The 26,034-nt window shown below is 68.4% G+C and carries 22 protein-coding genes; 5 read left to right on the plus strand and 17 right to left on the minus strand.

Annotated features, from left to right (window positions below; genetic code table 11):
* The 12 genes from BSE24067_RS16725 to BSE24067_RS16780 are packed head-to-tail and all read right to left on the minus strand — an operon-like array spanning window position 1 to window position 12,301.
* Window positions 1-1,188 carry a beta-ketoacyl-[acyl-carrier-protein] synthase family protein gene (locus BSE24067_RS16725; protein WP_151063373.1) on the minus strand — a complete coding sequence of 396 codons (1,188 nt, stop codon included), beginning with the start codon at window positions 1,186-1,188 and terminating at the stop codon, window positions 1-3.
* Entirely contained in the window at window positions 1,185-3,593 is a 2,409-nt protein-coding gene (locus BSE24067_RS16730) for an MMPL family transporter (protein ID WP_151063374.1), read from the minus strand. Before BSE24067_RS16730 ends, BSE24067_RS16725 begins: the two co-directional genes overlap by 4 nt.
* Entirely contained in the window at window positions 3,593-4,261 is a 669-nt protein-coding gene (locus BSE24067_RS16735) for a LolA family protein (RefSeq protein ID WP_151063375.1), read from the minus strand. The genes BSE24067_RS16730 and BSE24067_RS16735 overlap by 1 nt, the downstream gene beginning before the upstream one ends.
* The gene (locus tag BSE24067_RS16740) at window positions 4,252-4,680 is read right to left on the minus strand and encodes an acyl-CoA thioesterase (protein WP_151063376.1); all 429 of its coding nucleotides are present in this window, start codon (window positions 4,678-4,680) and stop codon (window positions 4,252-4,254) included. Before BSE24067_RS16740 ends, BSE24067_RS16735 begins: the two co-directional genes overlap by 10 nt.
* Window positions 4,677-6,287 (minus strand): HAL/PAL/TAL family ammonia-lyase, encoded by a 1,611-nt coding sequence (locus tag BSE24067_RS16745; protein ID WP_151063377.1) that lies wholly within the window; start codon window positions 6,285-6,287, stop codon window positions 4,677-4,679. Before BSE24067_RS16745 ends, BSE24067_RS16740 begins: the two co-directional genes overlap by 4 nt.
* Entirely contained in the window at window positions 6,274-7,980 is a 1,707-nt protein-coding gene (locus BSE24067_RS16750; RefSeq protein WP_151063378.1) for a glycosyltransferase family 2 protein, read from the minus strand. Before BSE24067_RS16750 ends, BSE24067_RS16745 begins: the two co-directional genes overlap by 14 nt.
* Window positions 7,977-9,668, minus strand: a complete 1,692-nt coding sequence (locus BSE24067_RS16755; protein ID WP_151063379.1) for an ApeI family dehydratase — start codon at window positions 9,666-9,668, stop codon at window positions 7,977-7,979. Before BSE24067_RS16755 ends, BSE24067_RS16750 begins: the two co-directional genes overlap by 4 nt.
* Window positions 9,665-10,300, minus strand: coding sequence for a COG4648 family protein (locus BSE24067_RS16760; protein ID WP_151063380.1), 636 nt, complete (start codon window positions 10,298-10,300; stop codon window positions 9,665-9,667). Before BSE24067_RS16760 ends, BSE24067_RS16755 begins: the two co-directional genes overlap by 4 nt.
* A gap of 2 nt (window positions 10,301-10,302) precedes the next feature.
* Window positions 10,303-10,551 (minus strand): acyl carrier protein, encoded by a 249-nt coding sequence (locus BSE24067_RS16765; protein WP_151063381.1) that lies wholly within the window; start codon window positions 10,549-10,551, stop codon window positions 10,303-10,305.
* On the minus strand, window positions 10,548-10,853 hold the full coding sequence (locus BSE24067_RS16770; RefSeq protein WP_151063382.1) for a phosphopantetheine-binding protein: 306 nt from the start codon (window positions 10,851-10,853) through the stop codon (window positions 10,548-10,550). Before BSE24067_RS16770 ends, BSE24067_RS16765 begins: the two co-directional genes overlap by 4 nt.
* Complete coding sequence (locus tag BSE24067_RS16775; RefSeq protein WP_151063383.1) at window positions 10,828-11,622, minus strand: lysophospholipid acyltransferase family protein; 795 nt, start codon at window positions 11,620-11,622, stop codon at window positions 10,828-10,830. The genes BSE24067_RS16770 and BSE24067_RS16775 overlap by 26 nt, the downstream gene beginning before the upstream one ends.
* A complete protein-coding gene (locus BSE24067_RS16780) occupies window positions 11,606-12,301 on the minus strand; it encodes a beta-ketoacyl synthase chain length factor (protein ID WP_151063384.1) in 696 nt (231 codons plus the stop codon). Before BSE24067_RS16780 ends, BSE24067_RS16775 begins: the two co-directional genes overlap by 17 nt.
* 423 nt (window positions 12,302-12,724) lie before the next feature.
* Here BSE24067_RS16780 and BSE24067_RS16785 point away from each other — a divergent pair, with 423 nt between their 5' ends.
* Window positions 12,725-13,312: an IMPACT family protein gene (locus BSE24067_RS16785; protein WP_151063385.1), complete on the plus strand. Its 588-nt coding sequence runs from the start codon at window positions 12,725-12,727 to the stop codon at window positions 13,310-13,312.
* Window positions 13,313-13,552: 240 nt separating this feature from the next.
* On the plus strand, window positions 13,553-13,840 hold the full coding sequence (locus BSE24067_RS16790) for an H-NS histone family protein (RefSeq protein WP_151063386.1): 288 nt from the start codon (window positions 13,553-13,555) through the stop codon (window positions 13,838-13,840).
* A 79-nt stretch (window positions 13,841-13,919) separates the two neighbouring features.
* Here the strand turns inward: BSE24067_RS16790 and ppk2 are convergent, their stop codons facing one another.
* Both ppk2 and ggt read right to left on the minus strand, forming a co-directional pair.
* Window positions 13,920-14,870, minus strand: a complete 951-nt coding sequence (ppk2, locus tag BSE24067_RS16795) for a polyphosphate kinase 2 (RefSeq protein ID WP_151063387.1) — start codon at window positions 14,868-14,870, stop codon at window positions 13,920-13,922.
* A gap of 322 nt (window positions 14,871-15,192) precedes the next feature.
* The gene (gene ggt, locus BSE24067_RS16800) at window positions 15,193-16,914 is read right to left on the minus strand and encodes a gamma-glutamyltransferase (RefSeq protein WP_151063388.1); all 1,722 of its coding nucleotides are present in this window, start codon (window positions 16,912-16,914) and stop codon (window positions 15,193-15,195) included.
* A gap of 397 nt (window positions 16,915-17,311) precedes the next feature.
* On the opposite strand from ggt, the gene BSE24067_RS16805 reads away from it, so the two are divergent.
* The 3 genes from BSE24067_RS16805 to BSE24067_RS16815 all read left to right on the plus strand — a co-directional run bounded on the left by BSE24067_RS16805 (window position 17,312) and on the right by BSE24067_RS16815 (window position 24,033).
* On the plus strand, window positions 17,312-17,836 hold the full coding sequence (locus BSE24067_RS16805) for a metal-dependent hydrolase (RefSeq protein WP_151063389.1): 525 nt from the start codon (window positions 17,312-17,314) through the stop codon (window positions 17,834-17,836).
* A gap of 240 nt (window positions 17,837-18,076) precedes the next feature.
* The gene (locus BSE24067_RS16810; protein WP_151063390.1) at window positions 18,077-22,609 is read left to right on the plus strand and encodes a DEAD/DEAH box helicase; all 4,533 of its coding nucleotides are present in this window, start codon (window positions 18,077-18,079) and stop codon (window positions 22,607-22,609) included.
* Between the two features lie 149 nt (window positions 22,610-22,758).
* Window positions 22,759-24,033, plus strand: a complete 1,275-nt coding sequence (locus tag BSE24067_RS16815) for an APC family permease (RefSeq protein WP_151063391.1) — start codon at window positions 22,759-22,761, stop codon at window positions 24,031-24,033.
* A 96-nt stretch (window positions 24,034-24,129) separates the two neighbouring features.
* Here the strand turns inward: BSE24067_RS16815 and BSE24067_RS16820 are convergent, their stop codons facing one another.
* The 3 genes from BSE24067_RS16820 to pcaQ all read right to left on the minus strand — a co-directional run bounded on the left by BSE24067_RS16820 (window position 24,130) and on the right by pcaQ (window position 25,974).
* A complete protein-coding gene (locus tag BSE24067_RS16820; RefSeq protein ID WP_006758577.1) occupies window positions 24,130-24,426 on the minus strand; it encodes an XRE family transcriptional regulator in 297 nt (98 codons plus the stop codon).
* A gap of 67 nt (window positions 24,427-24,493) precedes the next feature.
* Entirely contained in the window at window positions 24,494-24,853 is a 360-nt protein-coding gene (locus tag BSE24067_RS16825; protein ID WP_151063392.1) for a type II toxin-antitoxin system RelE/ParE family toxin, read from the minus strand.
* A 134-nt stretch (window positions 24,854-24,987) separates the two neighbouring features.
* Entirely contained in the window at window positions 24,988-25,974 is a 987-nt protein-coding gene (gene pcaQ, locus BSE24067_RS16830; protein ID WP_151063393.1) for a pca operon transcription factor PcaQ, read from the minus strand.
* Window positions 25,975-26,034: the final 60 nt, after the last annotated feature.

Genomic DNA, 26,034 nt, shown 5'->3' on the forward strand with positions numbered 1-26,034 from the left:
TCAGGTTCCCAGAATCAGGCTGGCATTGCTGCCGCCGAAAGCGAACGAATTGCTCATCACATAGTGTCCTGCTGCACTGCCGCTCAGCCGCCGCTCGCTTTCGACGAGGTCGAGTCCAGGCAGCGCCGGATCGAGCTCGCCGTCCCAGAGGTGTGTCGGCAGTGCGATTCCGCGGGCCAGCGTCAGCCAGCCGAAGCCAAGCTCGGTCGCGCCCGCCGCGCCGAGCATGTGGCCGGTCAACGGCTTGGTCCCGCTCGCCGGCACACCGTGCGGAAATACCCGTGCCATCACCTTCGCTTCCATCTCGTCGTTCAGGCGCGTCGCCGTCGCGTGCAGGTTCACGTAGCCGATCGCGGACGAAGCGACGCCGGCGTCCGCGAGCGCCGCGCGCAACGCGTCTTCCGCACCGTGCCCTGCAGGATCCGGTGCCGAGATGTGATGCGCATCGCTCGACTCGCCGACACCGGCGAGCCGCACGGCTGCTTCGTCGCGGCTCATCACGAACAGCGCGGCCCCTTCGCCGATATTGATGCCGTTCCGGTTGCGGCTCATCGGATTGGTCCGGCCCGGGCTGACCGATTCGAGCGACGCGAAGCCCTGGAGCGTCAGCTCGCATAGCGAATCCGCACCGCCGACGACGACGGCGTCACACAGTCCCAACCGCAGCAGGCGACGCGCGGCCGCGAATGCCTTCGCGCTCGACGTGCAGGCCGTGGACAGTGTGTAGGCCGGCCCGGCCAGCCGCAGCGCCGCGCGCACGAACGGCGCCGCCGTGCCGATTTCCATTTGCCGATAGTCGAACCCGGCGGGCATCCCGCCGGCCGCGGCACGATGCGCGAGCGCCTGCTCGGCCGCCTCGATGCCGGACGTGCTCGTGCCGATCACGACGCCGATCCGGCCCGGGCCGTAGCGCGCGATCATCGCGTCGACGCAGGGCGCGATCTGCGCCAACGCGGCGAGCAGCAGCCGATTGTTCCTGCAATCGAAATGCGCGAGCGCCGGCGGCGGCTCGATGTCGAGCGTGGTCCGGACGCGCCCGACCCAGCCGCCGCCGGGCACCTCGGTACGCGGCTCCATGCCCGGTGCGATGCCGGCGCGCAATGCGTCGACGATCGCATCGGTGGTGGCGCCGAGCGCGTTGATCATGCCGGGTGCGGACAGGTAGACGGCCGTCTGTGTCGAGTTCATGCGCGGCGTTCCTTCGTGGACGGCGTGGCGAGCGGTGCGAACAGCACGGAAAAGACGATGCCCATCGCGAGGGTCGTGCCGAAGCTGCGCAGCGCGGGCATCGCGCTCGCGCCGAGCATCCCGAACGACAGCAACGTCGTGGCCGCCGACAGCAGCACGCCGGTCCATACGGCGCCGACGCCGGCCGCGTCGCGCAGGCAGCCTTCGCGCAGGAACACCGCATAGTTCGCGCCCACGCCGAGCACCAGCATCAGCGCGAGCCAGTTGAACAGCGTGAGCGGCACCCGTGCGTAGCCGAACGCGGCGAGCGTCAACGCAATCGCGAACACGACGGGCAACGTGGTGACGATGCCGCCGCGCACGCCATACCGCCACATCAGCAGCGCAGCGACCACGATCAACGCGGCCGCCAGCCACCGGCCGCTGTCGACCCGATAAGCGCCGAACAGGCTCGACACGCTCGCGGCCTTGTCGACCCACGATACGCCCGGCAGCGTCCGCGCGACGGCCGCGAACGTCGCGGCGTTCGACCCGTCGACTCGCTCCGGAATCGCGAGCGCCGCTTCGACGGGACCGGCGCCGCCGTCGATTTGCCCGAGCCACAGATGCCGGAACGGTGCCGACCAGCGTGCCGCCAGCCAGGTGTCGACGGTCAGCGTCGCCGGGACGTCGCGTGAGAACGCCCGCATCCACGCATCGGCGACCTCGTCGCGAAAGCCCGCGCGAGCGAGGCTTTCGCGCAGGGCAGCCGCATCGGCAAATACGTGCGTGGCCAGCGCCGCGCGATTGTGTGCCTGCCGCCGAGCGGACGGCACGAACGTCGCGATCGACTGGACGCGGCCGACCCGCTGCCGATCGAGCGCCTGAATCAGTGCCTCCGATCGCTCGAGCACCTCTTCCGGAGACGCACCCTGGACGACGAAGAACTGCGCGGTATTCGCGAGCCCGACTGCCGCGCGGATGCGGTTTTCCTGCCGTGCGAGATTTGCATCGCGCTGGATCAGCAGATGAATGTCGTCGTCGCTCTTCAGGACGACCCAGCCCGGAATCGCGGCCAGCGCCACCAGCACGGCGGCGGCGACGGCGCGCCGGCCTGCGAGCAGCGCCTGCCAGCCGCTCAGCACGCGGGCTGCGTACGCGAAAGCGCGGGACGGCACGCGGCGGGGCCCGCGGACAAGCGCGAGCGGCAAAAAGCCGATGACCGCCGCGAACGCGCTGAGGATCCCGACGATCGCAAAGCACGCGATCTGCCTGAGCGCCGGGAACGGCACCCACATGAGAATCGCGTAGCCCAGCAGACTGGTCGCGAGCGCGACCGCGAGCGCCGGTCTGACCGCCGCTGCGCCGCGCCGCGCATCCCATTGCCGCCCCGCTGACAAATAGGCGACGAAGTACTGGATCGAATAATCGACGGCCTCGCCGATCAGGCTCACGCCGAACACCAGCGTCAGCAGATGCAGCTTGCCGAATACGAGCAAGGTCGCCGCCAGCGCGCAAACGATGCCGAACGCGGTGGATGCAAATGCGAGCACCAGCAGGCGCGGCGAGCGGAATACGCTCATCAGCAGCAGCGCGATGCCGGCCAGCGACACCGCGCCGATCACGTGCACGTCGCGCTCGGCACTGGCGCGCGCCGCTTCAGCGTAGAACACCGCGCCCGCCCGGTCGATGCGAACGCCATGGAAGTCGGCCGCGAGCGCACGTTCCGCATCGGCCGTGGCGACACGTACCGCATGCTGGATCTTCGATTCATAGGCCGACCCCGGCAGCGACGTCATCACCAGCACGCCCGTTGCGCGATCGCGATGCGACACCAGCATCCCGTCCTCGATCGACAGATCGGATGCCGCGAGCGGCAGCGCGCCGAGCCAGTGTTGCAGCCAGCCGAACGGATCATCGGCAACGGCGGTCTGCAGGCCGTCGTCCGGCGGTGCATAGAGCCGCCGGGCCAGCTGCTCGTCGAGCGCGACGCCGCCTCGTTCGAGCGCGCTGCGATCCGCGTCCGTCAGCAAACCGAAGCGAGCCGGCAGGTAGGTGGCCGCGATCTGCGACAGATCGAACGGCGGCACCTCGACCGTTACCGAACGAAATGCGCCGCTGGCGGTGAGCCGTGCGCCGAACAGTTTCGCGGCAGCCTTGGCGCGAGCGGCGTCGGGGTCGCTCACCAGGTAGACGGTGCGATTGCCGAGCGCATCGCCGAGCAGGTCGACGGCGCGTTCGGCAACCGGATTCGCTTCGGTGGCCGGCAGCAACGCGAGCAGGTTCGTCTGCAGCGGTGCGGGCCCGCTGAAGCGCCACAGGATGATCGCGACGGCCGCGAGCGTAACGAGCAGCCATGCGGCGCACAGCATGCGCCGCCGGTTGCGGCCGCCCGCGCCGTCGGTCACGTCGCGCGCCGTGCTCATCAGCGCGCCTCCAGCCACGCGCGCTCGGCCGGCGCGGGCGCGACGACCGGTGTCGGCCGGGCAAACTCGAGCGTGCTCACGTTGCCGTTCGCGAACGTCATGTCGAGTCGGCCAAGGTACGCGCCGCCGGTCATCTGCAGCACACGCACCGCCTGCGCGAGCTGCGGCTGATTCGGCCGCAACACCATCCGCCACCGTTCCGGCGTGCCGCTCGCATCGACGTCGAATTGCGCATACAGCGCCGACAGGTCGCCGCCGAGCATGTCGCGCATCATCCGCGACACTTGCGCGACACCGCGACCGCCGCCGCTCGCCGCGACGAGACGCCCGTCCGTGCCGACTTCGCGCACGCCGCCGTCGGTGATCACGTAAGTGGCCTTGTACGGCGTTTCGATGCGCCACACGACGCCCGACCTTCGATCGAACAACATCGATCCGGTGCTGACGAGCGGCTGCTTCATCGCCGACAGCGTCTGCGTCTGCCGAAAATCCGCGCGAATCGCGCCGACCTGCGCGAGCCGCGCCGCGATATCGGACACTAGCGTCGTGCTCGCGGGCCGCGCGGCCGCGTCAAGCGCGGGAGCAGCCGACGCCGCGCCGCTCGCGAGCGTCATGCATGCGGTCAGCATCGCCGCCGCGAACCGGCCGCCGTGCGAATTCAGGCCCATTGCGCATGCACCCGTTCGGTCAGGGCCGCCGGCGACACGAACTGCAGTTCGCGCGTCGCCGCATCGACGGCCAGTTGCACCGTGTACCCCTTCGTCAAGCGCTCGCCGGACGCGGCGTCGACGATTTCGTAACCGATCTTCAGCCGGTTCTCGAATTCGAGCAGCGTCGCGCGCACGTCGAGCTGCTGACCGTAATGGGCCGGGCGAACGTACTTCAGATGCGCCTCGACCACCGGCCACATGTAGCCCGACGCCAGCATCGCCGGATAGTCGTAGTCGATCATGCGCAGGAGTGCCGCGCGGCTGCTTTCGAAGTACTTGAGGTAGTGGCCGTGCCAGCAGACGTTCATCGCATCGACGTCATGAAACAGCACTTCGACGCGCGCGGTCGCGCTCAGCGTCGGACGAGATGCGCTCATGCCGCCTCCCCTTGCGCGAGGCCGTCAAGCAGTCCGCCGATCGGCTCGCATGCGGCAAGGCGCGCGGTCAGCGCGCGCAGTTCCGCTTCGAGCGGCCGGTCCTCCACCACGAGCGGCGATTGCCGGCCCACGTCGTCGATGAACGCGCGCAACGCGGGCGACAGCTGGGTCTGCGGATCGTCACGCAGCCGCAGGCGGACAGCTTGCACGGTCGCGAGTACATGCGCCGCGGCAACCTGCTCGGTCAGCGCCAGCACGCGCAGGCAATCGCGCGCGGCGATCGTTCCCATGCTGACCTTGTCCTGATTGTGCGACTCCGTCGAGCGCGAGAACACGCTCGCCGGCATCGTATGCTTCAGCGCCTCCGCGGTCCATGCCGACGACGAGATCTGCACGGCCTTGAATCCGTGGTTGATCGGCGCGCGATCGGGGGCCGCGCCCGTCAGGTCGCGCGGCAGTCCGTTGCTGAACTTGTCGTCGACCAGCAGCGCGAGCTGACGATCCATCAGGTCCGCGAGGTTGGCCACCGCGGTCTTGAGCGCGTCCATCGCGAACGCGATGTGCCCGCCGTAGAAATTGCCGCCGTGCAGCACGCATCCTTCGTCCGGGTCGATCAGCGGATTGTCGTTCGCACTGTTCAATTCGTTCTCGATATCGCGGCGCATCCACGACAACGCATCGCGTGCGACACCGATCACGTGCGGTGCGCAGCGGACCGAATAGCGATCCTGCAGCCGGCGTCCCGGCAATTCGTCGCGCCCGGCCAGGTCGGCGCGGATCCACGCGGCCGCTTGCGCCTGCCCCGCGTGCGGTTTCGCGTCGAACAGCCGCGCATCGAAATGTCCGGCCCGGCCGTCGAGTGCGACGGTCGTCAATGCCGTCAGTCGGGCCGCCACCCGCGTCAGGTAATCGGCGCGCGCGAACGCGAGACAGGCCAGCCCCGTCATGACCGCCGTGCCGTTCATCAGCGCGAGCCCTTCCTTCGGCGCAAGCGTCAGCGGCGTGCGGTCGATTGCATGCCATACGTCGCGCGCATTGCGCTCGTCACCGTCGAACACGACCGTGCGCTCGCCGACCAGCGCCGCGGCGATATAGGACAGCGGCGTCAGGTCGCCGCTCGCACCGACCGAGCCTTCCGACGGAATGCGCGGCAGGATGCGGTGATTCACCAGGTCGGCCAGCCGTTCCAGCAACGTGAGGCGCACGCCCGACAAGCCGAACGCGAGCGAATTGAGCCGGGCGACGATGATGGACAGCGTTTGCGTCGGATCGAACCAGTCGCCCATCCCGCAACCGTGATACCGGGTCAGCTGCAGCGGCAACGCGTCGACGAGCGACGGCGGCACTTCGACGACGCACGCGTCGCCGTACCCGGTCGTAACGCCGTACAGCGTGCCGCCATTCGCGAGGTAGTCGCGCAGCCAGGCGGCGCCGCGCTCGATCCGCGCGCGCCATTCGGCGCCGGCGTTCAGCGCGACCGGCGCGCCGTCGCGGGCGATCGCGACGACGTCCTCGATCGTCAGATGCCGGCCGCCGACCACGACGGCCGGCCGGCTCGAAGTTGCGGCCGGGCGTGCCGCGGCGTCGTTCATGTCATGCTCCGCCACGCGGACCTCCATCGGGCCGCGCCCAGAAATCGAAGAAGTTGAACCATTGATACGGAGCCTTGCGGCAATAGTGTTCGAGCCGCGCGGCATAGCGCTGCGCCCACGCCGCGACGTGGCCCGCGCGCTCCCGGCGCGGCAGCTCGATCCGGTCGGCGAACGGCTCGAAATAGAGCCGGTAGCCGCGCGCTTCCTTGAGGCAGAAGAACAGGTAGACCGGGCAACCGAGCGCGTGCGCGAGGATGTACGGGCCCTGCGCGAACGGGGCCGTCGCGCCGAGAAAACGGGCGTCGGCCGTCTTGCCGGAGTCGCGCGGCGGCACGCGGTCGCCGACGATCACGAGCAGTTCGCCCGCATCGATACGCGACTGCATCATCAGCGCCGTATCCGGTCCGAAGTCCGACACTTCGACGAGTTGCTTGCCGAATTCCCGATTCGCTCCGGCGAGCACGCCCGTAAACCGCTTCGCATGCTCGGTGTAGACGATCGCCGTGACCTTCGTGTGCGCATCGCGCAGCGCCAGCGCCCGCGTCATTTCGAGATTGCCCAGATGCGCGCCGATCACGAGCGCGCCGCGCCCGCTCGCCGCGAGCGCATCGAACGCGGACGAATCGTCGAAACGCACGTCGAGTTCGTCGAGCCGCCCGGACCACGCGACGAACTTGTCGAACCCCGCCTGCGCGAACGCAAGCATGTGCCGGTACGCGCTGCGCCATCCCGGCTTCGGCACGGCCGCCGCTTCCACGTCGCGCAGGCGGCGGATATACGCATGCGACGCGGCGCGCGCCGTGCGATTCGTCAGTACGAAATAACAGACGATCGGATGCAGCCAGAGCGACGTGAAGCCCTTGCCGAACCATCGGCAGCTCAGCGCGAGCAACGCCATGCCGAGACGGCTGCCGCGTTCGGGCATGCGCCACCATGCGCGCGGGCGCGTCGCCGGCGACGCACCGCGCCGGCCGGCGAGCCGGCGCGTCAACAGCAGCGGCGCGCGCGCAAGCATCCCGGCGACGAGGCGCGTATGGCTCAGGCTGATGCGCACGTTGTCACGCCACACGTCGAAATGCGACAAGCCGTCGGCCGGGTACACGACGCGCGTCGGGATCGTCCTGAATGCCAACCCGCGCCAGTGAAGACGGACCAGAATTTCGCTGTCGAAAGCCATCCGCGTCGGCATCGATACTGCGTCGATCAGCTCGCAGACGGCATCGACCGGATAAAGACGAAAGCCGCACATCGCATCGGGAATATCGAGCGACAGCGTCTCGATCCACACCCACGCGTGCGTAACGTAACGGCCGTACAGGCGCGCCTTCGGCACACTGTCGTCGAAGCAGGGCCGGCCGAGAATCACGGCGTCCGGCTCGGCCTGCGCGGCCGCCACGAACTTCGGCACGTCGGCCGCGTCGTGCTGGCCATCGGCGTCGATCTGAATCGCGTGCCGATATCCGCGCGTGCGCGCCGCACGCAATCCTTCCATGACCGCTGCGCCCTTCCCGGCGTTGACGGGCAATCGCAGCAGCGTCACGGCGGACGCGTACTGTTCCGCGAGCGCAGCCAGCACCTGTTGCGTCGGCTCGTCGCTGCCGTCGTCGATCACGAGGATCGGCAGGCCATGCACGGCGAGCCGCGCCAACGTGCGGCCGATCGCGTCGCGATGGTTGTAGATCGGAATGACGATGCAGGTACCGTTCATCTGTCCGCCGCGTCATAGACCAGCACACCGGACGTGCATTCCCGCGCGCCGCGGCGAAACGCGAAACGCGTGCATCCGCGGACCGGATCGTGCGCGATGCGCAGTGCCAGCACCGCGCCCGGCGGCACCGGCGCCTTGAATTTCAGGTGTTCGACGCAACGGACTTCGCGCACGGCCGGCATCTCGCGCGCGGCAAGGCGTGCGGCCCAATCGATCTGCACGACACCGGGCAGGATCGGCAGCCCCGGAAAATGCCCTTCGAAATGCGCGAGCGTAGCCGGCACGCGCAGCTCGTAATGCAGCGCGTCGCCGCTGCGCCATGACGCGAGCAGTTCGAAGCCTTCCGGTGCGGCTCTGAATGCGGCCGCCAGCGCGGCGGCCGGCAATTTGCCGCGCGCGTCGAACGGCATCGCGTGCAGGAATCGCCAGTAGCGCGGCAACGCCGCCGCGTCGAAGTAAGCGCCGAGCGCATGGCGCAGGGTCGTCGCAAGGGCGACGCGTCCGTCGGCGGCCAGCGCGTCGCGCCCCGCGGCAGTCAATACCGCGACGACACCGACGTGCGCGCGTGTCGTGCCGTCGACCACCGCCGCCGCCGCCTGCTCGACGAATGCGTGCGCGAGCAGCCGCGCCTCGAGCTCGGGCAGCGACACGCGCTTGCCGTCGAGCTTGACGACGCGATCGCGCCGCCCCGCGAGCACGAAACGGCTGTCCGCGTCGAACCGTGCGGTGTCGTCGGTGCGGTGCCAGCGATCGTGGCCGAGATGCGCGGAGCGAACGGACAGCACGCCGTCGTCGTCGCACCGCACGCCGACACCGGTCAGCGGCTGCCACGCGTGCGACACGTCCTGGCGACGCCACGCGATGCCGCCGGTTTCGGTGCTGCCGAAGATCTCGATCGGCGCCGCGCCGAACGCGTTCGAATACGCGGCGGCCGCATCGCCGGGCAACGGGCCGCCGGACGAGAAGAACGCGCGCGGCATCGGCGCCTGCATCGGGAAACCGGGCAATGCCGGCCAGCGCATCAGTTGCGACGGCGTCGACACGACGACACCGCCACCGTAGCCGGCCAGCCGCTGCCGCAGTTGCAGCGGCTCGAGCACCGTTGCCCGGTCGAACGCGCGACCGGCCGCCAGCGGCCACAGGATTCTGAAGAGCAGTCCGTAGATATGGTGGTGCGGTACGCTCGACAACGTCACCGCGGTACCGACGCAACCGCCCCATTCGCGCTGCAGCGTTCTCACTTCGGCATCGAACTGCGCGAGCGACTTTCGCACCGGCTTCGCGGTGCCGGTGCTGCCCGACGTGTAGAGCGTCACCGCGACGGCGGCATCGATCGCGCGCGCGGGAATTGCCGATGCGTCGTCGGTGTCGCGCGCGCACGCGGCCAACGCCGGCGCATCCAGCATCAGGTCGTACGCGTGATCGAGACCGGAGAGATAGCCGGGCGCATTACTGGCGGGAATCACGACCTCCGCGTGCGCGACCGCGACCGCGAAGAATGCGCATGCAAACTCGTACGGATCGTCCGTCCAGATAGCCACCCGTCGCGCGCCGCGCGCGGCCACCATCCGCGCAATGGCGTCGGCACGGGCACGCAGATCGCCCAGCGTCAGCACCTGAGCGCCGTCACGGCAGACCGCCACGCCGCCGTCGGCATCGGCGCACAGGATCTCGTTAAGCGCGATCATGCGACATCGGTCCTTTTTCGCGCCGCGGCGATGAAAACCTTGCGCCACATCCACTCGCCCACGATCAACGCGCCGATCAGCACGTATGCGATCAGCCCGTTGTACAGCGCCCACGACGCGCTGCTCCAGTACAGCGCCGTATGGATCGAAATACCGCCGTTGACGATGAAGAACGCGCACCACACCTGTGTGACGCGGCGCGTGTACCGGACGATTTCCACGGTCGGTTCGGGATAGGTCAGTCGTGCGAATTTTTCGATCATGGTCGGACCGCGCCACAGCGTCGCGCCGAACGCGACCAGCAAGCCGGCGCTCACGCACGCCGGATAGAGATGAAGAAGCCGCTCGCTATCGGTCACGGCGATCGCGATCGACAGCGCGGTCAGTGCGCCGGCCACGCACCAGTCGAGCATCGTGAGCCGCTTGAGCGCGTGCGCCAGCGCGCCCTTGCCGGTCGTGCGCTGCAACCACAGCAACGCGACCAGCAGGCAGCCGACGTAACGCGGCGACATGCTTTGCCATGCGAACAGGATGACGAGCGGATAGGCCACGACAAGCGCGGCCCTGGCCGCGACACGCGCCCAATGCGACAAGACCGTGCCGCTCGTAGCCCGCATGCCCGTCACCGCCATCGTCAGGCGCGTGCGAGCAAGGCGTGAACGGCGGCGATAACGTCACCGACCGTGCGCACGGACTTGAATTCTTCGGGCTTGATGCGCTTGCCGGTCATTTCCTGAAGCTTGATGGCGAGATCGACCGCGTCGATGCTGTCCAGGTCGAGCTCTTCGAACAGGTGCGTCTCGGGCGTCACCTGCTCCGGCTCGATTGCGAAATTCTCGTGAAAAATGGCGCGGATGCGCTCCAGGATTTCTGCGTCGGTCACGCTTGGCTCCCCTTTTCCAGCACGGCTTCGTGCGGTGCCTGATGAGACTGCTGATCGGCAATGAACGCCGCCAGCGTATTGATCGATCGAAAATGCGCCTTCGTACGCTCGTCGTTGGCGGCGATCGTCAGTTGAAACTTCTTGCGCAGCATGATGCCGACTTCGAGCGCATCGACGGAATCGAGGCCGATGCCATCAGTCGAGAACAACGGCGCATCGTCGTCGATGTCGTCGACGGTCATGTCGCTGAGATCGAGCATTTCGATCAGAAGCTGCTTAATTTGCAGTTTTAAAGTATCCATGCTGAAAAAGGCTTTGGGTAATGTGCACTTCCACCTCGCGGGCGATGCTCCGGGCGGCAATCGACGGCGATGCAGCGCCCGCTGCCAGCCGGTTCAGGTCCAGCGGCTCGAGCACGTCGATACGCATGCGAAAGGCACGACCGGGCACGTGATACCAGCGCAGCGCCTTGGTGAATACCGGCGGGTCGCAATCGATCAGCACCGGCTGGATGCGGCTGCCGGACTGCAGCGCCATATGCGCGAAGCCGCGCGAGAACGCATGCAGACGATTGCCGCCCGGACTGCGCGTCCCTTCCGGGAAGATGATCATCGTGTAGCCGGCAGCCAGTTGGCGCGCGCCCGCCTCGACGAGCGTGACGGCGTCCGCATTGCTCACGTACTCCGCCGCACGGACGATGCCCCAGAAACACGGATTGCCCCAGTGGCCGCGCTTGACGACGCAGCAGGCCTTCGGCGTCAGCGACAGCAGTACCATGACGTCGAGCCACGTCGGGTGGTTGGCGACAACGATGGCGGGGCCGTGCTCGGCAAGACGCTCGACGCCGCTCACCTCGAGCGTCATCACGCCGATGCGCTGCAGTAGCGCGACCAGCGCGCGGAAGAAATGGTGAATGACGAGCGTCACGCCACGCTGGCGCGAGCGCCGATGCGGCCACAGTCCGCCAGCGACGATCGCCAGTAACGAGAACAGCGATCCGCACAGCGCGAAAAACGCGAGGCTCGCACCGGTTGCGAACAAGCGCCACCCGTAGTCAAGCCGCGCGATCATGCCAGCTCCATTGCCACGACGCGTGTTGACCGGACCACCATGCCGGCGAGCGCGCCGACAGGCAATGCAGCACTGCTGCGCTTTGCGTACCGGCCGCATCGCCTGTGCCGTGCACGTCACCCGCGCCGCCCGTCGTCATTTCGCAGGCCAGATAGCCGGACGGTTCGTCCGCGCCGAGCAGAATCGCGAGCCCGACACTGTCGGGATCGTCGCCGGCATCGCCGTAGACGGGATCGGCCGGCTCGTGCGCATAGACCAGCAACACCGGCGAGGCCGGCGACGTTTCGTATTGGGAAAAAGCCTCGAGCAGCGCGTAACCGAGGGTTTCATGTCCGGCCGCGATCGCCGTCGCGGCCGACCGGTCGCGACGGGCGATTCCGAATACGCCCGTCACGGCATTGAGGACCGAGAGACTGAAGGCCGTCGGCGACACGGGTTCCGCCGCGGCGATGTCGGCGAGAATGCCGGTGGTCCGCGCCAGTTCCCCGTGACGCGATGCAAATACCATGCGGACCGGCTGTTCCGATCCCGCGCAGTCATAGGCGGCCTGAAGCGCGAGACGCGACAGTCGGCTCAAGCGGCGTCGCACCATCGGATCGAGGGCTTCGACGCCCGGTACCCCCGCGGTCGAAATCGACGTCCATCTGGCGATTGGCATGGTCCAATGCAAATCGGCCATTTTGTTCTCGTTGGGATTGTGACTCTTCAGTGTTTTTATATAGCGCCACCCGTATCGGGTGAATGCGCCCTCTTTCCCTGAAATCCGCCCATCGCGCGCATTGAATACCGGACTCGCGCGATCGGCTTCCCCTCCGGCAATGCCAGGAAAAGACTGGAAATCGTGATGTTCGCGAAACCGGCACCCGGATTATCAATCGCGGCGATTGAGTAGGCGGCACCTCGGTGCGGCGGAACTGTAACAGGACCGTTACAAAAGATCAACGCCAAGGCGCGATGTGCGCGGCATTTAACCATTGATCAATTTCCCGAGCGTTCGTGGCTGGCCGTTAATCGACGCGATCTCCGCCGGCGAACGTTGAGTCGATCGCGCGCAGGAATGGCTCATAATGCGCTCGATGCCGAATCCCCTTTTTTCCGCTCAATGAGTTATTCGCTCGCCACCCTGTACACCCGGGAACTCGAGATCCGCAAGAGCCGTTTCATCGCGTTCGCGATCCCCGTCGAAGACCGCGACGCCGCGATGCACGCGCTGCAGCGCCTGCGCGACGAGCATCCGGCGGCCACGCACGTCTGCTGGGCGCTGCTCGCGGGCGGCCAGTCGGGGATGTCGGACGACGGCGAACCGTCGGGCACGGCCGGGCGCCCGATTCTCGAAGTGCTGCGCCATCACGACCTCGACGGCGTGCTCGGCGCGGTCGTCCGCTACTACGGCGGCGTGAAGCTCGGCGCGGGCGGCCTGGTTCGTGCGTACACCGACGCAATCGCATCGGCGCTGCTCGATGCCGAGCGCGTCGAGCGCATCCGCCACACGCGGTTCGCGATCGAAATCGGCTACCCGGACGAAGCGCGCGTGCGCCGCTGGATCGAACAGGTCGGTTACGAACTGGCGGACAGCGCGTACGGGATGACGGTCAGACTCGTCGTGAAACTGCCCGAAACCGCCGAAGCGGCGGCGAAAACCGTACTGTTCGACCTGACGCAGGGCCGCTCCGGCTTCCCCGACCTGTAACGAGCGAGCGGCGCCCGTGCATCGCCATCACGGGTTCATGCCGATTCCCGCGAAAATTCAGATGCGTCCGATAGAAAAAGCGCGCGGCGAAATTTAATCTCGTTGCGTTCCCGCGCCGCGTCTCGCACCGGTGCGGCCGGGGAACATTGACTCCGGCGACATGCCGCCACCGCGCATGCGCGCGCGCATCCCATCGCGCATCGCCAACAATCAGAATTCAGCTACGGGGATATCGGACGCATGCAACTGCAGAAACTGCAAGCCCAGCTCGCGGAACTCGATCAACGGATCCGCGCGGCGCGCCGCCGCGAACGCAACGCGGCACTCGCGCAGGTGCGCCAGATCGTGACGAACTATGCGCTGACCGCACGCGAAATCTTCGGGCAGGGTTACAGCGATCGCGCGAAGCTGTTCACGACCGGCGCGAAATACCGAGACCCGGCCACGGGCGCCACCTGGAGCGGACGCGGCCGCGCACCGGCCTGGATCGCCGGGCGCGACCGCTCCGCATTCCTGATCCGCGATTGACGCGCGCCGCGTTGCACGGCGCACGCATCCGGCCGGGCCGGGAGGCCCAGGCCCGAACCGGAACCCGAACCCGAACGGCTCAGTAGACTTCGGGGACGATCATGTCGTCCGGCACCGGCCGCCGAATGTAGTCCTCGTGATGCTCGCGCTGCGGCAGATCGATCGTCGGGCGCGGCACCTCGTGATACGGCACCTGCGTCAGCAGATGATGAATGCAGTTCAGGCGTGCGCGTTTCTTGTCGACGGCCTGCACGACCCACCACGGCGCCTCGGGAATGTGCGTGCGCTGCAGCATCTCTTCCTTCGCTGCCGTATAGGCCTCCCAGCGCCGGCGGCTTTCGAGGTCCATCGGGCTGAGCTTCCACTGCTTCAGTGGATCCTCGATCCGGCTCTGGAAGCGCCGTTCCTGCTCGTGATCGGTGATCGAGAACCAGTACTTGACGATCTGGATCCCGCTGCGCGCGAGCATCTTCTCGAACTCGGGCACCGAGCGGAAAAACTCCTCGTATTCATCGTCGGTGCAGAAATTCATCACGCGTTCGACGCCCGCGCGGTTGTACCAGCTGCGGTCGAACAGCACGATCTCGCCGCCGGCCGGCAGATGCGCAACGTAGCGCTGGAAATACCATTGTGTGCGCTCGCGGTTGCTCGGCGCCGGCAGTGCCGCCACGCGGCACACGCGCGGATTGAGGCGCTGCGTGATCCGCTTGATCGCGCCGCCCTTGCCCGCCGCGTCGCGCCCCTCGAAAATCACGACCAGCCGGTGCCCCGTGCTCACGACCCAGTCCTGCAGTTTCACGAGCTCGCCCTGCAGGCGGAACAGTTCCCGGAAGTACTGCTTGCGCGCTTCGCGGCGCTCCTGCGAGAACAGCAGATCGTCGCCGTCGTCGAAGCGGCGATCGTCGAGCTCCATTTCGAGTTCTTCGTCGTACGCGTCGACGAGATCTTCCTCGAAGCGGCGCTGGCGCGCGTCGCGCGATGCCATATCGGTCAGGTTGTCGGTCTCGGTGCGGCTTTCGTTGTCGCCCATGGCGCCTCCTTCCTTCAATTGACGCAGCAAACGCCTCCATTATCCCAGCGTCGCGCGTCAAATTGATGAAAAAGGGGCTGACCGCCCGGCCGAAGCGGAACCCGGGCAGCACGCTCGCCACACCGGATTCGCGGAAATATCGGCGGCAGCGGACGCCTGCGTGCCGTTCGGCCGAGCCCGATCGCGTACGCGCATGCGCCGCTGAAAACGGCAACGCAAGCGCGCGATGCCGCCGCACGATGAAAAATGCCGGGCATGCGCCCGGCATCGATCGCCTTTCGCACGACCGCCTCGGTCGCGGTCGCGCATCGGGCCTGTCGCGTCAGCGGATAATCCGCGTGACCCCGCGCCCGCGCGGATCGGCCATCGCCTCCGGCGTCCTGCCGTCGATCTTGATCACCTGGATGTCGCCGCTGAAGTCCTGCCCCTTCAGCGTATAGCCGCGCGCCTCCAGCTGCTTCGCGAGCTCGCCTTCGATCGGGTGGTACGGCTCCCAGAAGATCGTGTTCGGCGGCAGCAGCTGATGGTGGAACCGCATCGCACCGACGGCCTCCTTCAACGGCATCTTGAAGTCGTAGATGTTGTTGATCACCTGGAAGATCGACGTGAAGATCCGCGAGCCGCCCGGCGTGCCGATCACGAGCGACACCTTGCCGTCTTTCGTCATGATCGTCGGCGACATCGACGACAACGGGCGCTTCTTCGGCTCGATCGCGTTCGCGTCGCTGCCGACCACGCCGAACATGTTCGCGACGCCCGGCTTCGCGGAAAAGTCGTCCATCTCGTCGTTCAGCACGATCCCGGTGCCGTCGGCGATCACGCCGGAACCGAAATAGCCGTTGATCGTGTACGTGTTCGACACCGCATTGCCCCATTTGTCGACGACGGAGAAGTGCGTCGTCTCCGCTTTCTCCGGCATCGACGTGCCGAGGCCCGGCTGCACGCTCTTCGTATCCGACGGCTCCTTCGGATTGACTTCGGCCGCGCGCTTCGCGATATACGCATCGTCGGTCAGTTGCGCGACCGGCACCTTGTAGAAGTCGGGATCGCCGAGATATTGCGCACGATCGGCGAACACGCGCTTCTCGATTTCCGCGACGAGATGGATGTACTGCGGGGAGTTGAGCGGCACACCGTCGAAGTCCTTCTTCAGGTCGGCCTTCATCTTCAGCAGCTGCACGAGGCCGATGCCGCCCGAACTCGGCGGCGGCGCGGTGATCACGTCGTAACCGTTCCACTTCGCCTGCACCGGCTCGCGCCAGACCGCGCGATACTGCGCGAGATCCTCGGTCGTGATCAGCCCGTTCCCGTCGCCCGTCTTCATCGACGCGGCGATCAGCTCGGCCGTCTTGCCCTTGTAGAACCCTTCGGCGCCGTTGTTCGCGATGCGCGTCAGCACGTCGGCGAGATCGGGCTGCTTGAAGTTCGCGCCGGCCTTCAGCCCGGAGAAGTACTTGTCGAAGTTCGTCTTGCCGCCGAACTCCTTCGATGCGTCGACACCGCGCTGCGCCAGTTGCTCGTCGACGACGAAGCCGTCGCGCGCATAGTGGATCGCCGGCGCGAGAACCTGCTTCCACTTGAGCTTGCCGAAGCGTTTCTGCGCTTCCCACATGCCCGCGACCGTGCCCGGCACACCGGCCGCACGCGGCCCGTACAGGCTCATGCCCTTGACGACGTTGCCGTCCTTGTCGAGGTACATGTCCTTCGTCGCGGCGAGCGGCGCGCGCTCGCGATAGTCGATGAAGTACGGCTTGCCGTCCTTGTAAATCGTCATGAAGCCCCCGCCGCCGATGTTGCCGGCCTCCGGGTACGTGACGGCGAGCGTGAACGCGATCGCGACGGCCGCGTCGATCGCGTTGCCGCCTTGCTTGAAGATCCGCTCCGCGGCGTCCGCGCTGTACTTGTCGGCCACCGCGACCGCGGAGCTCGTCAGGACGGCCGGCTGCGGCCCCTTTGCATGCGCGGGCGCGTTCGGCAGAAAACCGAGGCCGGCTGCCATGGCGAGCACGGCAGCGGATGTTTTGAAGCGATTCAGCGTAGTCATTGCATGTCCCCCATGTGGATCTCCTTCAGGCAGGCAAGGCACCCGATGCGCTTGTGGCCGCTGGCGCGCAGATGGCCACGTGCGGACTCGTAGTATAGGAGGACAAAAGGGGTCGAACACGCTGCACGTGACGAAACCGTCCGAATCGCGGGCGGACGGCCACAGCCGAATGGAGTCGATCGCGCACTTCGGTCGAAATTTGCATGCCTCGCCGGGCCTCCGGCGAGGCAAAAAGAACCGAAAGTTGCAAAGCGCGGTGACAGTCCCTCCGCGCATGCAAAAAACTGTTACGGGGCGGCCCACCGGGCCGGCCGATCTGAGAAGATAGCGCCCCGCTTTCGCGCCGCATCATCCGTTTTCGTTCTCGCGGCACTCACGTTTGTTCGTCTCGCTTCCTATGGCATCACACAATGCGCATCACGCGTCCGGCTTCGCGGCCGGCGTCGCTGCCGCCGTTCTCGTCGCACAAACCGGCTCGACCGGCCCCTGGCATGCGGGCTTGCTCGCCGCGTTCGTCGCCGGGGTCGCGGGCGGCACTGCGCCCGACTGGCTCGAAGTCGCGTGGTGGACCCGCAAGCGCCGCCTGTGGATCACGCACCGCACGGTCACGCATTGGGGCATCGGCTGGATCGCGCTGCTCGCGCTCGGATGGCACGGGCTCACGCATCATCCGCATTCGCTGTGGGCCGCGCCGCTGTTCGGCTTCGCGTGCGGCGGCGTGATGCACCTGCTGGCGGATTGGCCGAATCCGCTCGGCGTGCCGTGGATCTGGCGGCGCCACTCGCTGAACCTGTGGAACAGCGGACATTGCGACCTGATCATCGTGGCCGCCGCATGGGGCGGCACGCTGTGGCTCGCGCAATCGCTGTGGACGCACGCGCCGTTCGTCGAACACTGGCTCGGCTGGCTGCACCGCGTGTAGTCGCGTATCAGGCCGCGCGGGCCGCGGTCCATGTCGAACACGCGTGCCCCTCCTCCCCGGTTCCGCACGCTGCGCCGGCGGCAACCGTCCGCACGCACGCCTATTGAAACGGTGGCACGGCGCCTCATCTGATCCCCGAACGCGCGCCCCACGCGCGGTGCCCGGCACGCGCCCGCGACGTCTGGCACACTGACGATTCGCGCGATCGCGCGCACGCTCGCACCCCATTTCAACGCTCCGATGGACGTCACCGCCACCCGCCCCACCCACGCGCTCGACGTGTTCCATCCGGCCGTCGCCGCATGGTTCCGCCGCACGTTCGCCGCACCGACCGGCGCGCAGGCGCTCGCGTGGCCGCACATCAAGGCCGGCCGCTCGACGCTCGTCGCCGCGCCGACCGGCTCCGGCAAGACGCTCACCGCGTTCCTGTGTGCGCTCGACGATCTGGTGCGCGACGCGCTCGCGCACGACGGCGCGCTGCCCGACGCGACACTCGTCGTCTACGTATCGCCGCTGAAGGCGTTGTCGAACGACATCCACGTGAACCTCGACGCGCCGCTCGCCGGCATCGCCGCATCGCTCGCGCAGTTCGGCCTGCCGGTGCCGGCGATCCGCACCGCCGTGCGCACCGGCGACACGACGCAGGCCGAACGCGCGGCGCTGCGCAAGCGCGCGCCGCACATTCTCGTGACGACGCCGGAGTCGCTGTACGTGCTGCTGTCGTCGACGTCGGGACGGCAAATGCTGTCGAGCGTGCGCTCGGTGATCGTCGACGAGATCCATGCGCTCGCGTCGTCGAAGCGCGGCAGCCATCTCGCGCTGTCGCTCGAACGGCTCGACGCGCTGACGGGCCGCGCGTTGCCGCGCATCGGGTTGTCGGCCACGCAAAAGCCGATCGGCGCGGTCGCGCGCTTCCTGGTCGGCGGCCCGCCCGACGCGCCGCGCGACTGCACGATCGTCGACACCGGCCATACGCGCGAACGCGACCTCGCGCTCGAACTGCCGAACGTGCCGCTCGAACCCGTGATGGCGACCGACGTGTGGGAACAGGTGTACGACCGGATCGCGGCGCTCGCCGCCGCGCATCGCACGACGCTCGTGTTCGTGAACACGCGGCGCACCGCGGAGCGCATGGCGCGCCATCTCGCCGACCGTCTCGGCAAGGACGCGATCGCCGCGCACCACGGCAGCCTCGCGAAAGAGCATCGCTTCGACGCGGAGCAGCGGCTCAAGCGCGGCGAGCTGAAGCTGCTCGTCGCGACCGCGTCGCTCGAACTCGGCATCGACATCGGCGACGTCGATCTCGTGTGCCAGGTCGGCTCGCCGCGCGGGATCGCGCCGTTCCTGCAACGCGTCGGCCGCTCGGGACACCACGTCGGCGGCGTGCCGAAGGGCCGGCTGTTCCCGCTGTCGCGCGACGAGCTGGTCGAATGCGCGGCGCTGCTCGACTGCGTGCAGCGCGGAGAACTCGACGCATTGCGGATTCCCGAAGCGCCGCTCGACGTGCTCGCGCAGCAGATCGTCGCCGAAGTCGCGTGCGCGGAATGGCAGGAGGATGCGCTTTACGCGAGTTTCACGCGCGCGGCGCCGTATGCGCGCCTGCCGCGCGAACGCTTCGACGACGTGATGAAGATGCTCGCCGAAGGCTTCACGAGCCGCCGCGGCGTGCGCGGCGCGTACCTGCATCGCGACGTGGTCGGCGGCACGGTGCGCGGGCGCCGCAACGCGATGATGACCGCGACGACGTCGGGCGGCACGATCCCCGACATGGCCGACTACGCAGTGCTGCTCGAACCGCAGGGCATCCAGGTCGGCACCGTCAACGAGGATTTCGCGGTCGAGAGCCTGGCCGGCGACGTGTTCCAGCTCGGCAACCAGTCGTACCGGATCATTCGCGTGGAAACGGGCCGCGTGCGGGTCGAGGATGCGCAGGGCCAGTCGCCGGGCATTCCGTTCTGGCTCGGCGAGGGGCTCGGGCGCAGCGACGAGTTGTCGGCGGCGGTCGGCCGGCTGCGTGCGCGGCTCGACGCGCTGTTCGCCGAGGGCGACCGGCAAACCGAGGCCGGCCGCACCGCGCGCCCGAGCGGCGCTGCTGCCGGGAAGCCCGCCGCGCACGGCAACGCGCGAAAGGCATCGGCCGAAGCCGACGCGTTGGCCGACTCGCGCGACGACACTTCCGACGCCGCCTGCGCCGCGTCCCGCCCCGCCGAAAGCCGGCTCGCGCCGGCGCTGCGCTGGCTCGTCGACGAACTCCGCCTGTCACCCGACGCAGCCCGCCAGATCGCCGAGTATCTGGCGCGCACGCGGGCCGCGCTCGGCGCATTGCCGACGCAGGACACGCTCGTGATGGAGCGTTTCTTCGACGAATCGGGCGGCACGCAACTCGTGATCCATTCGCCGTTCGGCAGCCGCATCAACCGCGCGTGGGGGCTCGCACTGCGCAAACGCTTCTGCCGCAGCTTCAACTTCGAGCTGCAGGCCGCCGCGACCGACGACGCGATCATTCTGTCGCTGTCGCTCGCGCACAGCTTCGCGCTCGACGAAGTGTGGCGCTACCTGCGCTCCGCCACAGCCGAGCACGTGCTCGTTCAGGCGCTGCTCGACGCACCGATGTTCGGCGTGCGCTGGCGCTGGAACGCGACGACCGCGCTTGCGCTGCCGCGCTTCACCGGCGGCCGGCGCACTGCGCCGCAACTGCAGCGGATGAAGAGCGACGACCTGCTCGCGACCGTGTTCCCGGATCAGGTCGCTTGCCTGGAAAACATCGTCGGCGAACGCGAGATCCCGCACCATCCGCTCGTCGAACAGACGCTCGACGATTGCCTGCACGACGCGATGGACACCGACGGCTGGCTCGCGCTGCTGCGCCGCATCGAAAGCGGCGCGATCGAACTGATCGCGCGCGACCTGCCCGCGCCGTCGCCGCTCGCGGCCGAGATCCTGAACGCGAAACCGTATGCGTTCCTCGACGACGCACCGCTCGAAGAGCGCCGCACGCAAGCTGTGCAGTCGCGTCGCTGGAGCGATCCCGAATCGGCCGACGATCTCGGTGCGCTCGACGCCGATGCGATCGACGCGGTGCGCGACGAAGCGTGGCCGCTGGTACGCGATGCAGACGAAATGCACGACGCGCTGCTGACGCTCGCGTGTATCGCCGATAACGAAGCGCACGAGCATGAAGGCTGGCCCGAGTGGCTCGCACAACTGGCGCAACGCCGCCGGGCGACGCGACTCGTCACGCCGGACGGCGCCGCGCTGTGGGTGCCGGTCGAACGGCTGCTCTGCATGCGCGCGCTGCATCCCGATGCACGGGTCGCGCCCGTGCTCAAAGTGCCGCCCGCGTGCGCGCAGCCTTGGGAGCCCGACGCCGCGCTCGTCGACGTGATCCGCGCGCGGCTCACCGGTTTCGGGCCGCTGACGGCCGACGCCATCGCGCGGCCGCTCGGCCTTCCGCCCGCGGCGACCGCGGCCGCGCTCGCGGCGCTGGAGCGCGAAGGCTACGTGATGCGCGGCCGCTTCACGCCCGGCGCGACGACCGACGAATGGTGCGAACGCCACCTGCTCGCGCGCATTCATCGCTATACGGTCAAGCGGCTGCGCCGCGAGATCGAACCGGTGGAACGCGCCGATTTCATGCGCTTCCTGTTCCACTGGCAGCATCTGACGCCCGACACGCGCGGCACCGGCCGCGACGCGCTCGCGGCCGTGGTCGAACAGCTCGAAGGCTACGAAGCCGCGGCGGGCGCATGGGAGGACGCGCTGCTGCCCGCGCGCCTGACCGATTACACGGCCGGCGGCCTCGACGAACTGTGCCGCTCGGGCAAGCTCGTGTGGACCCGCATCGGCGCACCCACGCGCGCGGCCGGCACACCCGTGAAGACGACGCCGATCGTGCTGCTGCCGCGCCGGCACCTCGGCGCCTGGCAGGCGCTGCGCGATCCGGACGCGCAGCCGGCGCTGTCGCCCCGCGCGACGCAGGTGCGCGATGCGCTCGCCACGCACGGCGCGATGTTCTTCGATGCGCTGCTCGATGACCTGCACATGCTCCCCGTCGAACTCGAACAGGCGCTCGGCGAACTCGTGTCGGCCGGCCTCGTCAATGCGGACAGCTTCGCCGGACTGCGCGCGCTGCTGAAGCCGGCGGTCAAGCGCAGCCCGACGTACGCGCCGCGCACGCGGCGCGGCGGCGCACTGATCGGCGGAATGGATGACGCAGGCCGCTGGGCGCTGGTGCAACGTGTGCCGGCACCGAACGGCGCGCCGGCACAAATCCAGACGCAGACATCGACACCGAAGCGCGGTGCGCCTGCCACCGATCCGGACGCGCTCGAACACATCGTATGGACCTTGCTGCGCCGCTATGGCGTCGTGTTCTGGCGGCTGCTCGAACGCGAAGCCGACTGGCTGCCGAGCTGGCGCGAACTCGTGCGTGTGCTGCAGCGCCTCGAAGCCCGCGGCGAGATTCGCGGCGGCCGCTTCGTCGCGGGGCTTGCAGGCGAGCAATTTGCGTTGCCGGAGGCCATCCCGATCCTGCGCGAGCTGCGCCGCCAGCCGGGCGACGGTCAATACGTGTGCGTGACGGGCGCCGATCCGCTGAACCTCGCCGGCACGCTGCTGCCCGGCGACAAGGTGCCCGCGCTGGCCGGCAACCGCGTGCTGTTCCGCGACGGCGTGCCCGTCGCGTCCCTCGTGTCGGGCACGTTCCGCTACGCGCCCGACCTGCCGCCCGCGGCGCGCGAGGAGGCGCGTCTGCGGCTCGCGCGCCGCCACTGAAATTGCCGGGATTCCTGACACAGGCTGACATCCGGCGCCGCGCGGACTACTGAACGCCGCGCGGCATCGCCACACGCGTTCGGGTAGCATCGAACGATTCATCGCGCACACGACCGCGCGCAGAACGAGCATTCCGGAGACTGTCTTCCATGCCCTCGCATGCCGATTCGCCCGCCGTTCACCGCGCGGGCTCGCTGACGATTTTCCAGGGCGCCGCGCTGTATATCGGCGCGGTGCTCGGCACCGGTGTCATTGCATTGCCCGCGCTCGCGGCCGAGGTCGCGGGCCCCGCTTCGCTGCTCGCATGGGCCGCGCTCGTCGTACTGTCGGGGCCGCTCGCGGCGACCTTCGCCGCACTCGGCGCCCGCTATCCGGACGCAGGCGGCGTATCGACGTATGCGCGGCGCGCGTTCGGACCGAAGGCCGCGGCAATCGTAGGCTGGTGCTTCTATTTCGCGGTGCCGGCCGGCGCGCCGGCGGCGGCGATGTTCGGCGGCGCGTACGTGGCGGCCGTCACCGGCGGCGGCCATGTCACCGTGATCGTCACAGCCGCCGCGCTGATCGCCACGGTGTCGGCCGCGAACGCGTTCGGCGTCACGGTGTCGGGCCGCATGCAGCTCGTGTTGTCGGCGCTGCTCGTCACGCTGCTGCTCGCGGCCGTGTTCGCATCCGCGCCGCATGCGCGCACCGCGAACCTGCATCCGTTCGCGCCGCATGGCTGGCTCGCGGTCGGCCAGGCCGCCGCGCTGCTCGTGTGGAGCTTCGCGGGCTGGGAAGCGATCACGCATCTTGCCGCCGAATTCCGCCGGCCGGCGCACGACATGCCGCGCTCGGCCGGCATCGCGGTCGTGGTCGTCGGATTTCTGTATCTGTCGGTGGCGGCCGCGAGCGTGATGGTGCTCGGGCCGTCGGCCGGCGCATCGGGCGCGCCGCTCGCGGAACTGATCGCCGGCGGCATCGGCGGCAACGCGCAGGTGCTGGCGGCCGCGGCCGCGCTGCTGCTTACGCTGGGCACGATGAACGCGTATTTCGCGGGCGCGGCCAAGCTCGGCGCGGCGCTCGGGCGCGACGGCGCGTTGCCCGCGTGGCTTGCACAAGGCAGCCAGGTCGGCGGCGTGCCGCGGCGCAGCCTCGGCGTGATCGCGCTGCTCGCAGCCGTCGCGCTCGCTGCAACCACGCTGTCGGACGTCGGGCCGAAACCGCTCGTGCTCGTGACGTCCGGATGCTTCGTGATGGTGTACGGGCTCGGCGCGGCCGCCGCGCTGAAACTGCTGCCGCGCGGCAGCATCGCGTATCGCTGCGCGTGGATTTCGCTGGTCGCCGTCGCCGGGCTGTTCCTGACGACGGGCTGGTATATCGTGTGCCCGCTGCTGCTCGCGGGCGGTGCGCTGGTTTATCTGCGGATGGCCGGACCGCGCGCATGATCGCGTGCCGGCGTTCATGCCGGTGGACCGACGCGCCCGCTCACCGCGATGCGCGGGCCCGTCGGGAACCGGCCATGCTTTGCGTGGCCGCGCGCGTCAGGCCGGCACCAGCTCGAAGCTGAGCCGCTTGCCGAGCGCGGTCGCCGCGCTCGCGAGCGTCGCGAGCGTGAGGCTCGTGTCGGTTTCGTCGAGCAGCCGGTTCAACGCGGCGCGGCTGGTTTTCATCCGGGCAGCCATCGCGGTTTTCGTGATGTGCTGCGCCTTCATTTCCTGACCGATCTGCCACGCGATCACGCGCTTGATCGCGGTGGCGGTGGCCGCCTCGAGATGGCCGTCCTCTTCGAGAAAGGTGTCGAAGTCGCTGCCGATATGCGGGTTGTTCGTGGTCGTCATGGGTACTCCAATGCAGGTGTGACCGGCCGGCCATCGGCGATGACCCGTGCCGGCGCAACCGGAAAATTCAGATGGCGCGAGCAAGCGCTTTCAGCCGCGCGACGCTGACGTCGAGATCGTCGGACGGCGTGGGCTGCGACTGCTTGAAGAACGCGTGCAACAGCACCATCGTGTTGCCGACCACGGTAAACAGCACACGCGCATTTCGCGTCGGCAACGTCACGCGGATCTCCCACAGATCCTTCGCCATCTTCCGGACCAGCGGCATGCCGAGCGGCCAGCCCAGTTGAACGGTCTTGATATCTTCGCCGATCGTCCTGCGCTCGATCTGCCCGAGCGCGTCGAGCCATTCGCGCACCGGCTCGTTGCCGCGCGCCGTGCGGAAGAACCGCACGCCGAGCGTGATCTGAATCTGCTGTCTCACCATCGTCGTGTCATGAATCGTATCAAAAACGATACGTTATGCCAAGCGCGACGATGCTCGCTACTGACCGGACGGCCAACGCGTCGCGATAAACGGATAACGGCCGAACGCCGTCCGACGTGGCGCGTTGCGGCGTCTCAACGGCCGCGTCGAGCCGGCTTGCGCGCGCCGCGCGGCGTCCGCGTCGAGCGCACGTCGCCAAAACGGGCCTGCGCGATCTCGCGCACGGCGTCGATCAGCGTGCGCGCGACGGGCGACGGCTGCGCGTCGGTGCGCAGCACGAGCCCGACCGGCTCGTCGGTGCCCGCCGACGGCAGCGGCAGCAGCGCGAGCGCGCCGCCGGACAAATCGTATTCGGCCGCATAGAGCGGCACGAACCACACCGCGTCGTTCTCGAGCGCGAGCGCGCGCGCGACCGACACGGACAGCACCTCGATGAACGAATCCAGCGGCGGCGCCCCGCACGCGCCGAGCAATTGCTCGGCCGACTGCCGGATCAGCGTGCCGAATGGCGGCAGCACGACCGGATAGCGCGCGAGCTCGGCGGCCGGCGCGGCGCTCGCCAGCAGCGGATGCCCGGCGCGCACGACCGCGACGAGCGGCTCGTTGTACAACTGCTCGAACGCGAGCCCGATCATGCGCTCCGGCTCCGACAGACGCCCGATCGCGCATTCGATCGCGCCCGCCTTCAGGCGCTCCAGCAGCTCGGTGTTCGCGGCCGTCGCGATCCGCACGACGACGCGCGGCCAGCGCGCCGCCAGCGCCTTCATCAGCGCGGGCGCGAGCGACGCCGCAACCGTCGGCAGCATGCCGATTTCGAGCGTCGCGGCGGCCGCGCCGCCTTCGCGCGCGAGCAGCCCGACGCCCTGCCGCAACGCGAGCACGCACGCGTTCGCGTGAGGGATGAAGAGTTGCGCTTCGCGGGTCGGCTGCGCGCCGTGCCGCCCGCGCTCGAACAGCTTCACGCCAAGGATCGACTCGAGCTCGGCGATCGTCTTCGACACGGCCGGCTGCGTGATCGAAAGGCTTTCGGCCGCCTTCTGCACGCCACCGAGCTGCGCGACGGCGAGAAAACACTGCAGATGCCGGAATTTGACGCGGCCGTCGGCGATACGGTTATTCATAACAGACGGTTATACGAAAGGTGATATCACGCGATTTTGCATAACTTTCCGGAAAGGTCC

The sequence above is a fragment of the Burkholderia latens genome (assembly GCF_902499045.1).
GTDB lineage: Bacteria > Pseudomonadota > Gammaproteobacteria > Burkholderiales > Burkholderiaceae > Burkholderia > Burkholderia latens.